General features: G+C 74.0%; 15 protein-coding genes. 7 read left to right on the top strand and 8 right to left on the bottom strand.

The window, feature by feature from the left end; genetic code table 11:
- Nucleotides 1-76: 76 nt before the first annotated feature.
- Nucleotides 77-613, bottom strand: coding sequence for a DoxX family protein (locus ACYVO2_RS36385; RefSeq protein WP_461012404.1), 537 nt, complete (start codon nt 611-613; stop codon nt 77-79).
- A 496-nt stretch (nt 614-1109) separates the two neighbouring features.
- Between ACYVO2_RS36385 and ACYVO2_RS36380 the strand changes: the two genes are divergently transcribed.
- The 3 genes from ACYVO2_RS36380 (at nt 1110) to ACYVO2_RS36370 (ending at nt 4103) form a co-directional block, all read left to right on the top strand.
- On the top strand, nt 1110-2441 hold the full coding sequence (locus ACYVO2_RS36380; protein WP_461012403.1) for a transglycosylase family protein: 1332 nt from the start codon (nt 1110-1112) through the stop codon (nt 2439-2441).
- A 92-nt stretch (nt 2442-2533) separates the two neighbouring features.
- A complete protein-coding gene (locus ACYVO2_RS36375; RefSeq protein WP_461012402.1) occupies nt 2534-3166 on the top strand; it encodes a cysteine hydrolase family protein in 633 nt (210 codons plus the stop codon).
- A gap of 7 nt (nt 3167-3173) precedes the next feature.
- Nucleotides 3174-4103: a GlxA family transcriptional regulator gene (locus ACYVO2_RS36370; protein WP_461012401.1), complete on the top strand. Its 930-nt coding sequence runs from the start codon at nt 3174-3176 to the stop codon at nt 4101-4103.
- Nucleotides 4104-4297: 194 nt separating this feature from the next.
- Here ACYVO2_RS36370 and ACYVO2_RS36365 read toward each other — a convergent pair whose 3' ends face one another.
- A complete protein-coding gene (locus ACYVO2_RS36365) occupies nt 4298-4645 on the bottom strand; it encodes a chaplin (RefSeq protein WP_461012400.1) in 348 nt (115 codons plus the stop codon).
- A 318-nt stretch (nt 4646-4963) separates the two neighbouring features.
- Between ACYVO2_RS36365 and ACYVO2_RS36360 the strand changes: the two genes are divergently transcribed.
- Nucleotides 4964-6265, top strand: coding sequence for a hypothetical protein (locus ACYVO2_RS36360; protein ID WP_461012399.1), 1302 nt, complete (start codon nt 4964-4966; stop codon nt 6263-6265).
- Between the two features lie 223 nt (nt 6266-6488).
- Here ACYVO2_RS36360 and ACYVO2_RS36355 read toward each other — a convergent pair whose 3' ends face one another.
- The 4 genes from ACYVO2_RS36355 to ACYVO2_RS36340 all read right to left on the bottom strand — a co-directional run bounded on the left by ACYVO2_RS36355 (nt 6489) and on the right by ACYVO2_RS36340 (nt 9673).
- Nucleotides 6489-7109 carry a Dps family protein gene (locus ACYVO2_RS36355; RefSeq protein ID WP_461012398.1) on the bottom strand — a complete coding sequence of 207 codons (621 nt, stop codon included), beginning with the start codon at nt 7107-7109 and terminating at the stop codon, nt 6489-6491.
- Nucleotides 7110-7266: 157 nt separating this feature from the next.
- Complete coding sequence (locus ACYVO2_RS36350) at nt 7267-7842, bottom strand: cupin domain-containing protein (RefSeq protein WP_461012405.1); 576 nt, start codon at nt 7840-7842, stop codon at nt 7267-7269.
- Between the two features lie 89 nt (nt 7843-7931).
- Entirely contained in the window at nt 7932-9158 is a 1227-nt protein-coding gene (locus ACYVO2_RS36345; protein ID WP_461012397.1) for a cytochrome P450, read from the bottom strand.
- A gap of 188 nt (nt 9159-9346) precedes the next feature.
- Nucleotides 9347-9673 carry an STAS domain-containing protein gene (locus ACYVO2_RS36340; RefSeq protein ID WP_461012396.1) on the bottom strand — a complete coding sequence of 109 codons (327 nt, stop codon included), beginning with the start codon at nt 9671-9673 and terminating at the stop codon, nt 9347-9349.
- Nucleotides 9674-9978: 305 nt separating this feature from the next.
- On the opposite strand from ACYVO2_RS36340, the gene ACYVO2_RS36335 reads away from it, so the two are divergent.
- Entirely contained in the window at nt 9979-11037 is a 1059-nt protein-coding gene (locus ACYVO2_RS36335) for a S1 family peptidase (RefSeq protein WP_461012395.1), read from the top strand.
- Between the two features lie 72 nt (nt 11038-11109).
- Here the strand turns inward: ACYVO2_RS36335 and ACYVO2_RS36330 are convergent, their stop codons facing one another.
- Nucleotides 11110-11352, bottom strand: a complete 243-nt coding sequence (locus tag ACYVO2_RS36330; RefSeq protein WP_461012394.1) for a hypothetical protein — start codon at nt 11350-11352, stop codon at nt 11110-11112.
- Between the two features lie 222 nt (nt 11353-11574).
- Nucleotides 11575-14730: a glycoside hydrolase family 3 N-terminal domain-containing protein gene (locus ACYVO2_RS36325; protein ID WP_461012393.1), complete on the bottom strand. Its 3156-nt coding sequence runs from the start codon at nt 14728-14730 to the stop codon at nt 11575-11577.
- Between the two features lie 394 nt (nt 14731-15124).
- Between ACYVO2_RS36325 and ACYVO2_RS36320 the strand changes: the two genes are divergently transcribed.
- The gene (locus ACYVO2_RS36320) at nt 15125-15547 is read left to right on the top strand and encodes a phage holin family protein (protein WP_461012392.1); all 423 of its coding nucleotides are present in this window, start codon (nt 15125-15127) and stop codon (nt 15545-15547) included.
- On the top strand, nt 15544-15973 hold a 430-nt coding region (locus ACYVO2_RS36315; RefSeq protein WP_461012391.1), incomplete at its 3' end, for a DUF3618 domain-containing protein. The genes ACYVO2_RS36320 and ACYVO2_RS36315, both read left to right, overlap by 4 nt.

The raw sequence follows: 15973 nt of genomic DNA, 5'->3' as shown, positions 1-15973 counted from the left end.
GGTCGCCGCCGGGCGCCGCGGCGGGCGGGGGTCGCGGGGGCGCGGCCGGGCCCGCCCGCGCGCGGCGCCGTCGCCGTCACCGGGAGGGGACCAGCCCCTTGACCGCGCGGGCCGCGGACCCGCTCGTCGCCGCGGTGCGCGCCGTGCGGCGCATCGACTTCGCCTCGCGGCGGGCGCTCGCCACCGCCCGGCGGGAGCGCCAGGCCAGGGAGGGGTGGCCGTGGGTGTCGGCGGCGACGATGAGCAGGCCGCCGAACATCGACAGGTTCTTGTAGAAGTGCACCTTCTGCTGGGCCCGCTCCTGCGGGTCCTCCGCCTTCCAGAAGGCGTGCCCCGCGATGGTGGTGGGCACGAGCGAGGCGGCCAGCACCAGCGCCGCCAGGCGTGGCATGCGGCCCAGGGCGAGCATGGTGCCCGCGGCGATGTGGATCGCGCCGTTGACGCGGACGGCCTGTTCGGCGTCCTTGGGCATGCTCGGCACATACTCCGCCATCGCGTTCACGACCGGCTCGGCGGCGGGCGCGATTGCCCCGGGATGCCGGTAGGTGTAAAGGCCGCTGTGGATGAAAGTCGAGGCCAGCAGGGGTCGCGCAACTCTCCTCAGAAGTGCCATGACAGTCCAGTTCCCGACTTCCCGGCAGCCATGCCGTCCTGCCGCCACGTGGCCGCCCGCCATTCGGTCGCGCGAGGGCGGGTCTCGGCGCGGCGGCCGGGCGGCGGCCGTGCGGGTGCGCGTGCCCGGGGCGCGCCGGGCGGAGGCGCGGGCCGGGGGTGCGCGGTGGGTTGCGGGCGTGGTGGCGGCCGGGGCCCGGCGGCAGGGGAGCGGGTGCCCGATGGTCACCGCGCGCAGGGCCTTGGCCGGACCCGCGCGGCGACCCGGAACTCATCGCCCCGTGACAATCGCGATGGCAGCTCCGGCCCCGCGAAAGGGCGTCGGACCTCGCCCTGATCCGAATAGGGAGGATCCGTCGCGGATGTACCTACGCCGATTGGCGCACATGTCCGCTGGACGCTTGTGAGGCGAAGATCCATCTGCGCTACTGGTGCACGGCCCGCCGCCCCTGGCCCGGCGGGAGCCGGTCGCCGGAGCGGAGAGGAAGTCAGTCTCTATGCCCCCAAGAGGACGTCACCGCCGCCCCCAGCCCCAGAACCGGCTGTCCCAGCAGGTGTCGCTCGCCGTCACCGCGGGCACCGGCATGGCGCTGCCGCTGCTGGGGGCCACCGCCGCCGACGCGGCCTCCCCGAGCACCTGGGACAAGGTCGCCGAGTGCGAGAGCGGCGGTAACTGGGACATCAACACGGGCAACGGCCACTACGGCGGCCTCCAGTTCACCGACAGCACGTGGAAGGCGTTCGACGGCACCGCCTACGCCCCCCGCGCCGACCTGGCGACCAAGCAGCAGCAGATCGTCGTCGCCGAGCGGGTCCTGGACGCCCAGGGGCCGACCGCCTGGCCCACCTGCGGCGCGCGGGCCGGCCTGACCAGGGACGGCGGGCAGGCCGAGACCGAGACGCGGACGCCCCGCACCACCGGGAAGCGGCAGGCGGACGCCGAGACCAGGAAGGCCGCGCCCAAGCCCCGGCAGGAGCAGGCCCCCGAGCGCGACGAGGACACCCGCGCCGACCGCTCCGAGCGCCGCGCCGGCGACTACCGGGTCGTCAGCGGCGACACGCTCTCCGGGATCGCCGACGAGCGGTCCGTGAGCGGCGGCTGGCAGCGGTTGTACGGGGCCAACCGCCAGGTCGTGGGCGAGGACCCGAACCTGATACATCCCGGCCAGCGGCTGACCATCCCCGACGCCAGGGCCGAGGCGCCGGACGACCGGTCCTCGCGCTCGTCCACCGCGACCCGCTCGCCGTCCGCCCGCGGCGGCGAGGCCCCGGCGAAGAAGCGGGACACCGCGGAGGCGAAGCAGTCCGCCCCGGAGAAGAAGGCCGCCCCGAGGAAGACCGCCCCGAAGAGGTCGGAGGCGAGGCAGGCGGCGCCCGCCAAGCGGTCCGCGCCGGCGAAGCAGCGGCAGGCCCAGGCGCCGACCGCGGGCGCCGTCGCGCCGGTGGCCGCGTCCGTCACCACCGCCTACGGCGTCGCCGGGTCGTCCTGGTCCAGCGGCTACCACACCGGGGTGGACTTCGCGGTGCCCGTCGGCACATCGGTGAAGTCGGTCAGCGACGGCACCGTGGTCAGCGCCGGCTGGGGCGGGGCCTACGGCTACCAGGTGGTGGTGCGCCACGCCGACGGCATGTACTCCCAGTACGCGCACCTGTCCTCGGTGACCGTCCGCGAGGGGCAGCGGGTCGGGGTCGGCCAGCAGGTCGGCAGGTCGGGAGCGACCGGCAACGTCACCGGGCCGCACCTGCACTTCGAGGTGCGCACCGGGCCCGGCTACGGCTCGGACGTCAACCCCGCCGCCTACCTGCGCGCCCGCGGCGTCGGCATCTGACCGCCGGGATCCCGGGGCCGCTGACCGGATCCGTCCGCACCCGGGCACAATGGTGCCTGTCCCGCGCCCCGCGGGGCGGCCAGGATCGAGGCATGGAAAAGATCGACGACCGCACCGGCGGCACCGCGCTCCTCGTCATCGACGTGCAGGAGTCCTTCCGGCAGCGGCCCTCCTGGCGGGCCGTGTCCAACCCGGCGATCGTGGAGCGGGTGGGCGCCCTGGTGGACGCCGCCCGCGCCCGCGGCCGGCGGGTGGTGTGGATCCTGCACGCCGCGCCCGGGACCGGCAGCGTGTTCGACCCCGCGCTCGGGCATGTACGGCTGATGGACGGGCTCGAGCCGCGCGACGGCGAGCCGGTGCTCACCAAGACCACCCGGAACGCCTTCACCACCACCGAGCTCCAGCGGCTGCTCACCCTCGGGGGCGTGCGCCGCCTCGTGGTGTGCGGCATCCAGACCGAGCAGTGCTGCGAGACCACCGCCCGCGTCGCCGGCGACCTCGGCTACGACGTCACCTTCGTCACCGACGCCACCGCCACCTTCCCCATCCCGCACTGGGACGCCCCCGAGGACCGGACCGTGGAGGAGCTGCTCGCCGACCCGCGCACCCTGTCCACCGACGCGATCGTGGAGCGGACCGAGTACGCCCTGGCGGGCCGGTTCGCCACCATCAGGTCCACCGCCGAGCTCACCGGGGCGGTCGCGGCCGCGGGCGCGGAGGGCTGACCTGATCGTGCCGCGCGTCGTCTTCCTGCTCGTCCCCGGGCTGCACCTGCTCGACCTCGCCGGGCCGGCCCAGGTCTTCTCCACGGCGGCCGACCTGGTGCACCCGTACACGCTGCACCACGTGGCCGAGCAGGAGGACGTCCCCACCGCGCAGGGCGTGCGCCTGCGGGCGGAGACGGACTGGCCGCAGCTCGGCCGCGACGACCTGGTGGTCGTACCCGGCTGGCGGGCCGCCCTCGGCATCGCCGGCACCGGGCCGCTGCGCCCCGCCACCCTGCGCCGGCTCGCCGGGCACCACGCCGCCGGGGGCACCGTGGCCAGCGTGTGCGCGGGCGCCGACGCCCTCGGCCGGGCCGGGCTGCTCGACGGGCGGCGCTGCACCACGCACCACCAACTCCAGGAGGAGCTGGCCCGCCGCCACCCGAGGGCCGCGGTGGTGCGCGACGTGCTGTACGTCGCCGACGACCGCGTGATCACCTCGGCGGGCATCGCCAGCGGCATCGACCTCGCGCTGCACCTGGTGGCCGCGCGGCACGGCCCGGCCGCCGCCGCCCGGGTGGCCCGGCAGATGGTGGTCTACGCCCGCCGCAACGGCGAGGAGCGGCAGGCCGGGGCCATGCTGCGGCACCGGGCGCACCTCAGCGACGCCGTGCACCGGGCGCAGGACCTCATCGACGCCCGGTTCGCCGAACGGCTGCCCCTGCCCGCGCTCGCCGCGGCGGCGGGCACGTCGGTGCGCACCCTCACCCGGCGCTTCACCGAGGTCACGGGGCTGACCCCGCTGCGCTACCAGCAGTTGCTGCGCCTGGAGCGCGCCGAGCAGTTGATCATTCAGGGCAGCACGGTGGAGTCGGCGGCGCGCGCGGTGGGCTTCGAGGACGCCAGGATGCTGCGACGGCTGCGCTCGCGGGCCTGGCCCGAGGCGACCGCGCCGTAGCGCCGGGCGTGTGGGGCCGCCCAGCGCCGTGCGTCCGTCGGAGGCCGACGGACGTCGGTCCGCGCCCGCGCGCGGCGGCGCGGGCGCGTCGGTGAGGAAAGGCTGTGGTCTCCCCCGGGCGGCCCGGTAGGGAGACCACAGCCTGCTCGGGAACGTGCTCCCGGAGACGACGGGCCCCAGGCCCCTGCCTCGGGTTACTTCTTGGTGGAGTTGCTGTACTTCGAGCTCTCGAGCTTGGCGGCGGACAGGTGGTGCACCGACGTGTAGGACTTCGCGGTCTCGTCGTCGGAGTTGATGCAGACGTTGCCGAACGCCGGGTTGAGCAGGGCGATGATGTTGACCGTGATACCGCAGATGTTGACCGGAAGGTGGATCGGCACCTGGATCGCATTGCCGGAGATGATGCCCGGGCTCTCGGCGACGGCCGCGTCGGCATCCGCGTCGGCGTTGGCGATACCGGCCGACCCGACCAGAGCGAAGCTCGTGGCGACGGTCAGTGCGGCGGCCTTGGCAATACGCGACATGAAGTCGTGTCCTCTCATTTGGGGTCCATGCTGTCCGCTCTGGTGAAGCGGCGGCACCAGCATCAACGCCCGTGGTCCGGCCCCCGTTACGAAGGTTAGGCCGAATCAGTGATCGGAATCTTATTCCCTGCCCGGAGAGGTCGGAAAACCTGTCCGCCGCTCCTTCCACGACTTCCGGGGAACGCCCCGAGAAGTGTTCGCCATTGCCGCCTCATTACTCCGGGAGGCTGATATGAGTGCGGGACGGGCGCGGTCGCCATGTCTTTTCTTGCCAAGAACGGAAGGACCTAACATATGGTCAACGAGTCCGCTGGGGCGCGCTCAAGGAGTTCTTCCGTGCAGAAGTCTCTCGCTCGGGTGGCGAACGCCGCCCCCCGCACCCGGCGGCACCTGCTGCGCGCCGCCCTGCTCACGGGCGCGGGCGCGCTGCTCGGCGGGGCGCCCGCGGCCGCGGAGCCGCCGCCGGAGCGCACGGCGGACTTCCTCGCCGTACCGGGCGAGGGCGCCGAGACCACCCGGCTGCGGCGCGCCCTGGCCGACGCGGCCCGCGGGATCCCCGGCCCGTGGGGTCGCGACCGGCGGGGCCGGATCGTGGTGAAGGCCGCCCCGGTCACCCATGTCCTGAAGGACACCCTGGTCGTGGGCGGAGGCACCCACCTGGACGCGTCCGCGGCCACCTTCACCGCCGACTTCCCCGTGGTGCCGTACACCTACCACCGCGACCCCGACCCCGCCCACCGGCACAGCCCGTGGCCGACCTACCCCGAGTGGTTCACCAGCGTCGCGGCGCACGGCGTGCAGCATCCCACCATGCTCATCAACGCCGTCCCGGCCGGCACCCGCGGCTACGGAGCGCCCGGCGGCATCCTGGTCGGCGGCGGCCGGTGGAACCCCGTCGCGCACTTCCTGCGCACGGTGCCGCCCGGCCCCGAACTGGACCGCGCCACCGCGGCCCCGCCCATCAACGCCCTCACCTTCCAGCACACCGAGGACATCGAGGTCGTCGGAGTGACGATCACCGACGTCAAGTGGTGGCACGCCATCGAGTTCAACGCCGTGCGCGGCGCCACGGTGCACGGCTGTCTGCTCAGCGGCTGGGTGGAGGCGCCCACCGTCGGCCTGTGGCACGGCGAGGCCGTGCAGCTCGACACGGCGACGCAGGCCACCACCTGGGCCGGGGTGGCCGACAACACCCCGTCCTCCGGCATCCGCGTGCTCGCCAACCGCTGCGGCCCCTCGGCCGCCAGGCCGTCCTGGGGGACGCTGCTCGGGTCGCACACCTTCGCCGACGGCGTCACCCACTCCGGGGTGCGGATCGAGGGGAACGCGGTCCGGCGGACGCTGTGGGACGGCATCGCCCCGGCGGGGACGGAGGACCTGGTGGTCCACGGCAACGAGCTGCGCGACTGCTGGGGCGGCGTCTACGTCAAGTCCGTGGCGCCCAACCCGCTGACCGGTGTGGCCGTGACGGGCAACACGGTGACCGTCGTCCCAGGCTCCGACCGGCCGGGCGTGGGGGTGCGGGCGGTGCCCGGCGCCCCCGTGGGGCGGGTGACCGTACGGGACAACGAAGTCATCGGGGGGCGGTTTTCCTACGACGGCGAGATCTCCTTCACCGAACCCCCGCAGACGTCGTGACCTGCGGCGACGCCCAAGAGCCCGGCGGGCGCCGGGAAGTGGTGCCCGGTGGAGTGTTTGCATTTTCGCCCACGGGGGTTACTCTGGAGTAGAACCGGCCCGGCAGCGTTCCCCCGTCGCTGCCGGGCCGGTCTGTCGTTCAGGCGTCACATGATTTCGCGGCCCCAGGTGTTCGTGGCCCCAGGTCTTCGCGGCCACGCGTCGCGGGACGCCGCGCGGGGGCTCACCTCCTGACGGTGCGCTTGACCGCCTTCGCCGCCGTCTTGGCCGTCTTCTTCGCCGCGGGCGCGGCCTTCTTGGCCGTCGGCGGCGCCTTCTTGGCCGTCCTCCTGACGGGCCGCTCCGGCGCGGCGGGCTCGGCGCCGCCGGGCGCTCCCGCCAGGTCGCCGCCCGGGGTCTCCAGGTGGGCCCGCACGAACCACTGGAACAGCTCCAGGGCGCGCAACTGCCCGATCAGCATGTCCTGGCTCACCAGGTCCAGGTCCTCGAACTGCTGGACGGCCGAGCGGTGGTCGGCGATGACCCCGCGGTAGACCTCGTCCAGGGCGCGCAGATGCTCCAGGGCGTCGGCCCTGCCCACCGGGTAGTCCGGCCAGGTGCGCTCCGCCACGAGCGCCCCGGGCGTGCCCTTGGGGGAGCCGCCGAGGGTGGAGATCCGCTCCGCGGTGTCGTCCACCATCGCCCGCACCGCCTCGACCTGCGGGTCGAGCATTTTGTGCACGGCGATGAAGTGCGGGCCGACCACGTTCCAGTGGACGTGCTTGAGGGTCAGGGCGAGGTCGTTCAGCGAGTGCAGGCGCATGCCGAGCGTGCCGATGACCTCGCCGGCCGCGTCGGTGGTCATTCCGGGGACGGTGTAGCGAAGGGGCGCCACGGCGGGACTCCTGTCTGTGCGGGGGGCCGTGCGCCCGGGTCCGCGTGCTCGGCCCGGCGCGCCGGGGCGGCAGCCCCGCCGGCCCCCTGGGGAGGAATGTCCCGCCTATAGTGCCCAGTCGCAATTGTCAGTGTTGGTCCGGCGCGCCGTTCACGGCGGGAACGAGCGGGGTGAGCTGCTCGATCCCGTACCGCACGCGCAGCGCGGCGATGGCCTCGTGGTCCACGCCGTCGCTCCCGGCGCGCTCCAGGATGGCCATCAACTCGTCGAAGTAGCGCTCGTGGTCCGGGGCGGGCGCGGCCTGGAAGAGCATCCTGGCCGGCCGGTCGGAGAGGTTCGCGAACGCGTGCGGGCAGCCCTCGGGGACGAACGCCAGCGTGCCGGGCCGGGCCCGCACGGCCCGCCGGCCGTCCGCGGCCTCCCAGTCCCGCCAGGAGTCACGGGTGCGCACCCGCGGTTCGAACGCCAGCAGCTCCACCTCGCCCTCCAGGACGTAGAACAGCTCCTGGCTGCCCTTGTGCAGATGGGCGCCCACGTCGAACCCGGGCGGCACCTCCACCTCGAACACCGACGCCCAAGCGCCGTGCTCGCCGCCCGCCTTGAGGTGCACCCGGTGGAAGGGGTTGGCCAGCACCCGGCCCGCGCCGGGCGGCACCACCAGACCCGACCGCGCGCCCGCCCCGGCCGCGGCGGCCCCGGCCACCCCGACGGCCCCGGCCGCCGCCACCGCGGCACCGGCTCCGGCGGACCCGTCGGGTCCCGCGGTCCCGTCCGCCGTGCGGGAGGGCCGCGTCACCACGCGACCGGAAGGGACTCGGGGCCGCGGATGAGCGCCTTGCGCCGCCAGGGCACCTCGCCGGGCGGCACCGCGAGGCGCAGGCCGGGGAAGCGGTCGAGCAGGCAGGACAGGATGACCTCGCACTCCACCCGGGCCAGCGACGCTCCCAGGCAGTAGTGCGGGCCGTGGCCGAACGCCATGTGCGGCACGGTGCCGCGGCCGATGTCCAGGCGGCCCGGCTCGGGGAACACCGAGCTGTCCCGGTTGGCGGCCAGGTAGGAGGCGTACACGGCCTCCCCGGCGCGGATGGTCACCCCGCCCACCTGCACGTCCTCGGTGGCGATCCGGCACTGTCCCACCCCGTTGCGGTGCGGGACGTAGCGCAGCAGCTCCTCCACCGCCTGCGGCAGCAGCGAGCGGTCGGCGCGCAGCGCGGCGAGCTGCTCGGGGTGGGTGAGCAGCGCGTAGATCATGTTGGCGCTGTTGTTGCGCACGGCGTGCGCGGCCGAGGTCTGCACCAGCACGACCAGGCCCACGAGTTCGCCGTGGCTCAGCTCGCCGCGCCGCTCCGCCCCGGCCAGGGAGCTGAGCACGTCGTCGCGCGGCTCCTCGGCGCGGCGGCGCGCCAGGCCGGAGAAGTACGCGGCGGCCTCCTCCTTGGCCTGCTCGCTGGCCTCCCGGCCGTACGCCATGGAGATCAGCACGTTCGCCAGCTCGCCCATGCGGGGCCGGTCCTCCGGCGGGACGCCCATCACCTCGCTGATCACGTCGAGCGCCAGCGGCCCGGTGTACCGGCCGACCAGGTCGGCGGGCGGCCCGTCCGCCTCCACGGCGTCCAGCAGTTGCTCGGCGATCTGCCGGATCCGGGGCCGCAACTGCTCGGCGCGCCTGGTGGTGAACGCCTTGGAGACCGTCCGGCGCAGCCTGGTGTGCTCGGGCGGGTCGGCGAAGCCCACCGCCTCGGACGTGGGGATCCGGTGCGGGGCCAGCCGGGTGACGGGAGTGTCCACCAGGGCCTGCCGGCTGAACCGGGCGTCGGAGGTGACGAACGCCACGTCCTCGTGCCGGGTGACGAGCCAGGCGGTGCCCTCGCCGTTGGGCAGGCGGATCCGGGCGACGGGCTCGTTGACCAGCAGGTCGTCCAGGAGCGGGTCGAACTCCAGGGCGGGCAGGTCCGTCACGCCCCAGAAGCGGACCGGGGGCTCGGACGTCCCGGTGTCCAGCGGGGATGCGGTGGCCACGGGATACCTCCGATGGGTGCGCGGGCGTCGGGCGGCACGCCGGCCCGGGCCGGGCACGGCGCGTCGCACGATGTATGCCTGCGCGGGGTGCGGCCGATGCGGCCCGAGCCGCGAATCACCCGATCGGTGGAGCGCGAGCCCGTCACGGCCGGGACGGCGAATGCTCCCGCCCGCACCCCCGGCAGGCCCTAGGAGGCCATCGGCACCGACCGCGGACCCAGGCCGAGCACCTGCGCGGTGCCGGTCAGGGCGATGGTGCGGGCCGGCTGGGGGGCCGGGGAGCGCACCTGGAACGCGGCGCCCGAGGCGAGGGCCCGGCGGCGGGCCCACAGCAGGACGTTGAGGCCGGAGCAGTCGCAGAACGTCACGGCGCTGAGGTCGACCACCATGCTCCGCGGCCGCAGCCGCAGGCAGTCCGAGAGCCGCTCGCGCAGGTCGGCGGCCGTGTCGAAGTCCATCTCGCCGATCAGTGCAATGCGGATCTCGTGGCCCTGGACCATCGTGTACGCGCTCACCAAAGGGATCCGTGCCACCGTCTCACCCGCCTTCGCTCAGGGTGTTCCGCGTGGCCGGCCCTTCCGGCCGTCCACCGCGGCGGTGTCCCCCTGCGTGCCGAAGGCGACACATTCGATCGTTGCCCCCCGGGACAGGACTGTCAACCAGTTCCTGGAATGCCCGCCTCCGCCCGCGGGCGGATCGGGTCACACGGCCGGGTGTACTCCGTTCGCAGGCAACGCTGCTGCATGTGATCATCCGCCGGGTACGGATCGCGCGGATCCCCGCACGCCCCGCACGGGGGGTGCAGAACCTGGAGGTTCACATGAGCGCACGCACCCGCCGGTCCCGCCTCGCCGCCCTGGCCGCCTCCGCCCTGCTCGCCGGCGCCGCGGCGGGCGCCGGCAGCGCCGCGGCCGCGCCGACGCCCACCGAGGAGGCCGACGCCGGGCGGATCGCCTCGGTCGAGGCCCTGCTCGGCCCGCGGAGCACCGCGGGCTTCTACCGCGAGTCCTCCGGGCGGATGGTGGTCAACGTGACCGACGGCGCCGCCGCGGAGCAGGTGCGCGCGGCCGGGGCCGTGCCGCGCATGGTCCGGCACAGCAGCGCCGAACTCGCCGGAGCCACCGCCGCCCTGGAGAAGTCGGCGCGCGTCCCCGGCACCGCGTGGGCCGTGGACCCCCGGTCCAACCAGGTCGTGGTGCACGTGGACGAGTCGGTGGAGGGGCGCAGGCTGGCGGCGCTCAACGGCGTCGTCTCGGAGCTGGGCGACAAGGCCCGGATGGAGCGCGTGGACGGCAGGCTGAGCCTGTTCCTGGCCGGCGGCGAGGCGATGTACAGCGGCAACACCCGCTGCTCGGCGGGGGTCAACGTGCGCACGGCCGAGCGCTGGTTCACCGTCACCGCGGGCCACTGCACCACGGGCCGGGCCCAGTGGTTCGCCGACACCATGGGCCAGGCCCCGATCGGCACCACCGTCGGCAGCAGCTTCCCCGGCAACGACTTCGGCATCGTGGAGCGCACCAACACCTGGCTGCCCCGCCCCGGCGCCATCAGCCTGCACAACGGCTACGTCCAGGACGTGCGGACCGCGGGCGAGGTGTTCGTCGGGCAGCCGGTGCAGCGCAGCGGCAGCACCACGGGGGTCAGGGGAGGCTTCGTGCGGGCGCTCAACGTCACCGTCAACTACCCGCAGGGCACCGTCAGCGGGCTGGTCGGCACCACCGCCTGCGCCGAGCCCGGCGACAGCGGCGGGCCGTTCTTCTCCGGCAGCACCGTGCTCGGCCTGACCTCGGGCGGCTCCGGCAACTGCACGCTCGGTGGGATGACCTTCTACCAGCCGATCACCGAGGTGCTCAGCGCCTACGGCGTCGCCGTCTACTGACGCCCCGCCGGACGCCCGGAACCGGAGCGGCCCGTGGGGGCCCTCCGGCTCCCTGGACGGCGCGCGGCCGGGTCACTCCGTCTTCACCAGTGTCCCGTCGTGCTGCTCGTAGTGGGACAGCGCCAGGCCCAGCCCGAAGAAGGTGGGTGCCCACTCGCCGACGAAGATGCCCCAGCGGTCCGCCCGGTCCAGTCCCGCGCTCTCCGCCTTCAGGGAGGTGGCCCAGGTCAGGACGGACAGCCCGATGGAGACGAAGGCGGCCATGTAGGCGTGCTCGCTTCGGATGCCGGCCTCGTGCAGTTTCTTGACGGTCATGGATGGCTCCCTCTCGAGAGTCGATGGACGGGTGATTCGCGGCTTTTGCCGGTTTGTCCCTCATCCATGGGACCACTTCATCGCGCGGGGCGCGCGCGGAGCGCGGGCACGACGCCGGGCGGGAACGCGGCGGGGCCCCGCACGCTGCCGAGCGGGGCCCCTTGAAGAGTGCCGGTCCCGGTCCCACCCGCCGCCCGGCGGCGGGTGGGACCGGTGGGAGGGTCAGCCGGTGGCCACCCGGTACGCCTTGGCGAGCTTCGCCACCGCCCCCGCCGCGTCACCCTTCAGCAGCAGGTGGTCGGCGTCGGAGGTCAGCGCGGCCGTGGCCCGCTCGGCGCCGTGCGCGACGATCGCGGTCTGCGCCACATGGCGGGCGGCGCTCACCACCGCGTCCCGCGCCCGGTAGCCGTCCTCGCCCGAGGAGCGCGGCAGTCGTGCGGCGTCCCGCGCCAGCGCGTCGAGCACCCGCTCGGGACGCGCCCGCCAGTCCGCGATCCGCAGCGCGGCGTGCCCCACCCGGGCCTCGACCAGCGCCTTGCGCGCCGTCTTCTCCGTGGTCAGGCCCCAGCCGTAGGGGAACAGCGGGTCGTACGCGGTGTCGCCCACGTTGACCGGGATCTGCTGCTCGGACCGCGGCCAGCTCACGGGCAGCCGCCCGGTGAAGTCCCGCTGCCCGAACAGGGTGTCCGCCACGCCCGCGCCCTCCGTGCCGGGCAGCCAGGACGCCACCAGGGCGTCGATGTCGCCCACCTGGTCGGCGAGGAGCTGCGGGCGCCCGGAGACGACCAGCACGACGCACTTCATCGCGCCGCACACGGTGTCCACCGCGCGCTTGTCCGCGTCGCTCAGCTCCAGGTCGTGGCCGTTGCCGACGTCGCCCACGCCCTCGGCGTACGGGGTCTCGCCGACCACCACCACGCCGGTGTCGTGCCCCGCGGTCGGCGCCGAGGCGTCCTCGCTGAAGGTGACCGAAGCCTTCGGGGCGACCTGCTTGATGCCCTCCAGGATCGTGGTGCCCTCGGTGATGTCGCCGGAGGAGCCCTGCCAGGTGATGGTCCAGCCGCCGGACTGGTTGCCCAGGTCGTCGGCGTTGCTGCCCGCCACGTACAGCCGGGACTTCCTCGGCAGCGGCAGCAGGCCGCCGTCGTTCTTCAGCAGCACCTGCGACTCGGCCGCCGCCTGACGGGCCACCGCGCGGTGCTTCGCCGACCCGATCTCGTCCAGGTGGGAGGTGTCCGCGTACGGCTTCTCGAACAGGCCGAGCCGGAACTTCTGGGTGAGGATGCGGGCGACGGCGTCGTCCACACGGGTGACGGGCACACGCCCGGCCTCGACCTCGTCCAGCAGGGTGCCGGTGAAGCCGCGGTACTCGTACGGCACCATGATCATGTCCAGTCCGGCGTTGATCGAGGTGCGCACGTCGCTCGCGTAGTCGCCGGGGATCTGGTCGATGGCCTGCCAGTCGCTGATCACGAAGCCGCCGAACTTCATCCGGCCCTTGAGCACGTCGGTCAGCAGCTCGGCGTTGGCGTGCATCTTCACCGGGCCCTTGTCGTCCCCGACGATGTCCACCGAGGAGAACGACGGCATCACGCTGCCCACGCCGCGCCGCACCGCGTCGTCGTACGGGTCGAGGTGCACCGCCTCCAGCTCCTGGCGGGTGACCTTGGTGACGCCCTGGTCGATGGTGTAGCTGCCGGTGGCCGAAGAGCCGTACTCGGTGCCGCCGTCACCCACGTAGTGCTTGGCCGTGGCCAGCACCCGGGTGTCCTCGTCCAGCTCGCTGCCGTCGGCGCGGCCCTGGAAGCCCTGGATGACCGTCTCCATGGCGGTGACCAGCGCCGGGTCCTCGCCGAACGCCTCGTAGACGCGGCCCCAGCGGTCGTCGCGGGTGACGCACAGGCAGGGCGCGAACGTCCACGGCACGCCGGTGGCGCGGGTCTCCTCCGCCGTCACCTCGGCGGTGCGCCGGGCGAGCTGCGGGTCGCGGGACGCCCCGAGGCCGATGTTGTGCGGCATCACCGTGGCGCCGACGAGGTTGTTGTGGCCGTGCACGGAGTCCACGCCGTAGATCAGCGGGATCTGGAGCCTGGTCTCCCGGGTCCGCAACTGGAAGGAGTCGATCATGGCCGCCCACGCCTCGGCGGTGTTCGGCGTCGGCGTGGAGCCGCCGCCGGACAGCAGCGAGCCGAGCGCGTAGTCGGCGATGTCGTCCTGCTCGGTGAGCGCGCCGCGCTCCGCCTGCGTCATCTGCCCGACCTTCTCCTCCAGGGTCATCCTGGAGAGCAGGTCGGCGACCCGCTTCGCGACGGGCAGCCTGCGGTCGAGGTACGGCAGCCCGTGCGCGTCGATGACCACACCGGGCTGCTCGGCCGGCAGGTCGGCGCCCTCGGCGGTCAGCGTCACCGGGACGGTCTCCGCGACCTCGCTGGCGCGGTCCTTGAGCGTGCGCACGGCGACCGTCTGGTACGTGCCCGACGCCGTGCCCGCGGGGAAGGTGAGCATGCCGGAGGCCGCGGTGTAGTCCCGGCCCGCCTGCGCGGTGCCCTCGCCGGTGGCCCAGCGCACCGTCACCGGCTCCTTCAGCGGGGTGCCGCCCGTGGTGGCGACGGACAGGCGCACCTTCGCGGTGCCGCCCTCGGCCACCGGGTGCACGGCGTCCGCGACGACGCGCGCCTCCCGGACGGGCTCCGCCTTGCCGTACAGCTCGACCCCGTCCATCGCGAACTCGGCCTTGCCGCCGGTGGGCAGGGTGATGCCGTAGCCCCACATCCGGGTGAGGCCCAGCACCTGGTCGATCCCGCCGACGGGCTGGTAGTCCTGGCGGTACTTGAGCTGGGAGAACGGGATCTCCACCAGGTGCCAGCCGGTCCAGTCGTCGGTGAACGACGTGGTCCACAGCTCGGACGCCTCGGCGTTCGCGCCGCCGTCCTTGACCTCGATGTGGATCCGCTTGCCGGTACCGGGCGGCACCTGCCCCTCGTTCTGCCCGTACCACCAGAAACGCAGGCCCTTGTGGGCGCTCCAGTCCTGCGGCTGCTGGTCGTGGGAGACATGGCGGGTGAAGCCGCCCCAGGAGCTGATGTCGTAGGTGCCCTGGAGCACGCTGTCGCCCTCGGGGGCGTCCTCGCGCTCGGCGAGGGTCAGCTTGGGCGGATCGTCGGCGTCCCCGCCCCAGGGGAAGATCCCGGCCTCGGGGGGTGCGGCGAACGGCACCTCGCCCTCGAAGCGGTCCAGGGCCAGCGGCGCGGGGTCGTCGGCCGAGGCGGGGCCCGCGGCGAGCCCCAGGGGGAGCAGGCCGGCCAGCAGCGCTGCCGAGACGACCATGGCGGTCCGGGGGCCGTACCGGCCCCCGTCCGCCGGGGGTCTTGCGGACATCCACCTTCGCATGTCACTGACTCCTTCGACCGCATCATTCACATTTTGAACACGCGACACTGGAGCACCGCGTGCCTGCCGATGGTCCAAGCCAAGTAATGAGCAGGTCAAGGGGTCTGCATAGCAATCTCTGGACGGTTTTTGGGGGTCACCCGGGTGGAGCAAGGGATCGGGCTGCAACGCAAGCCCCCACCGGAAACGATTCGGCGCCTTCAACTGATGAACGGCGGCCCACACCGGCCACGAGGTGGCCGGGGAGCGCCGCAGATCCCTCCACCCGGTGGTTCACCTGGCCCTTCCGGGGTAGCCGGACACCCACGGAAAGGAGAAACAGGGCCAGACACACGAGGCCGACACGTAACCGGAAAAACGTAACCGGAAAGGCAAAGGATCCATGGCTGGACTCGTGGACGACCGGCCCGCGGACGTGCGAGAGCACTCGGTGGGTGAGCTGGTCAAGCAGGCGTCGGAGCAGATCTCCCACCTGGTGCGCCAGGAGCTGCGCCTGGCGCAGGTCGAGATGACCCACAAGGGCAAGCGCCTCGGCCGCGGCGGCGGCCTGTTCGGCGGCGCGGGGATGATGGGCTTCCTCGCCCTCCAGGCCCTGGTCGCGGCGGCCATCGCGGGCATCGCCGTGGCCCTGCCCGTGTGGGCGGCCGCGCTCATCGTCGCGGGCGGGCTCGCCTTCGTCGCGGCGCTGCTCGGCCTGCTGGGCAAGGAGGAGATCCACCGGGCCACGCCGCCCCGGCCGGAGCACGCCATCGACAGCGTGAAGGCCGACATGGAAGAGATCAGGGAGAGGGCGCACCACCGATGACCACCAGGACAGACACCGCGCGCGGCGGCGGCCTGGAGGAGCTGCGCGACGACATCGAACGCACCCGGCACGACCTGGGCCAGACCGTCGAGGAACTCGCGGCCAAGGCCGACGTCAAGAGCCGCGTCCAGCACCGGGCCGCCGAGCTCACCAGCCACGCCAAGGAGCGGGTCGCCCGCGCGACCCACCTGGCGCGGCACAACGGCTCCGGGGCGCCCAAGGCCAAGGAACGGCTGGCGGCCGCCGCGGAGACGCTGGAGGAGAAGGCCCCGCAGCAGGTCACCGACACCGTCACCGCGGCGGCCAGGAGCGGCAAGGGCCGCGGCGCCGCGGTCGCGATCGCCGCGGGGGCGGCGGCCGCGGCCGCGTGGCCGGCCATCCGCCGCGCCCGCGGCAGCCGGGGGACGGCGCCGCGCGGCAAGGCGA

The organism is Streptomyces capparidis (assembly GCF_054782095.1).
This window is presented reverse-complemented; position numbering and strand designations above follow the sequence as displayed.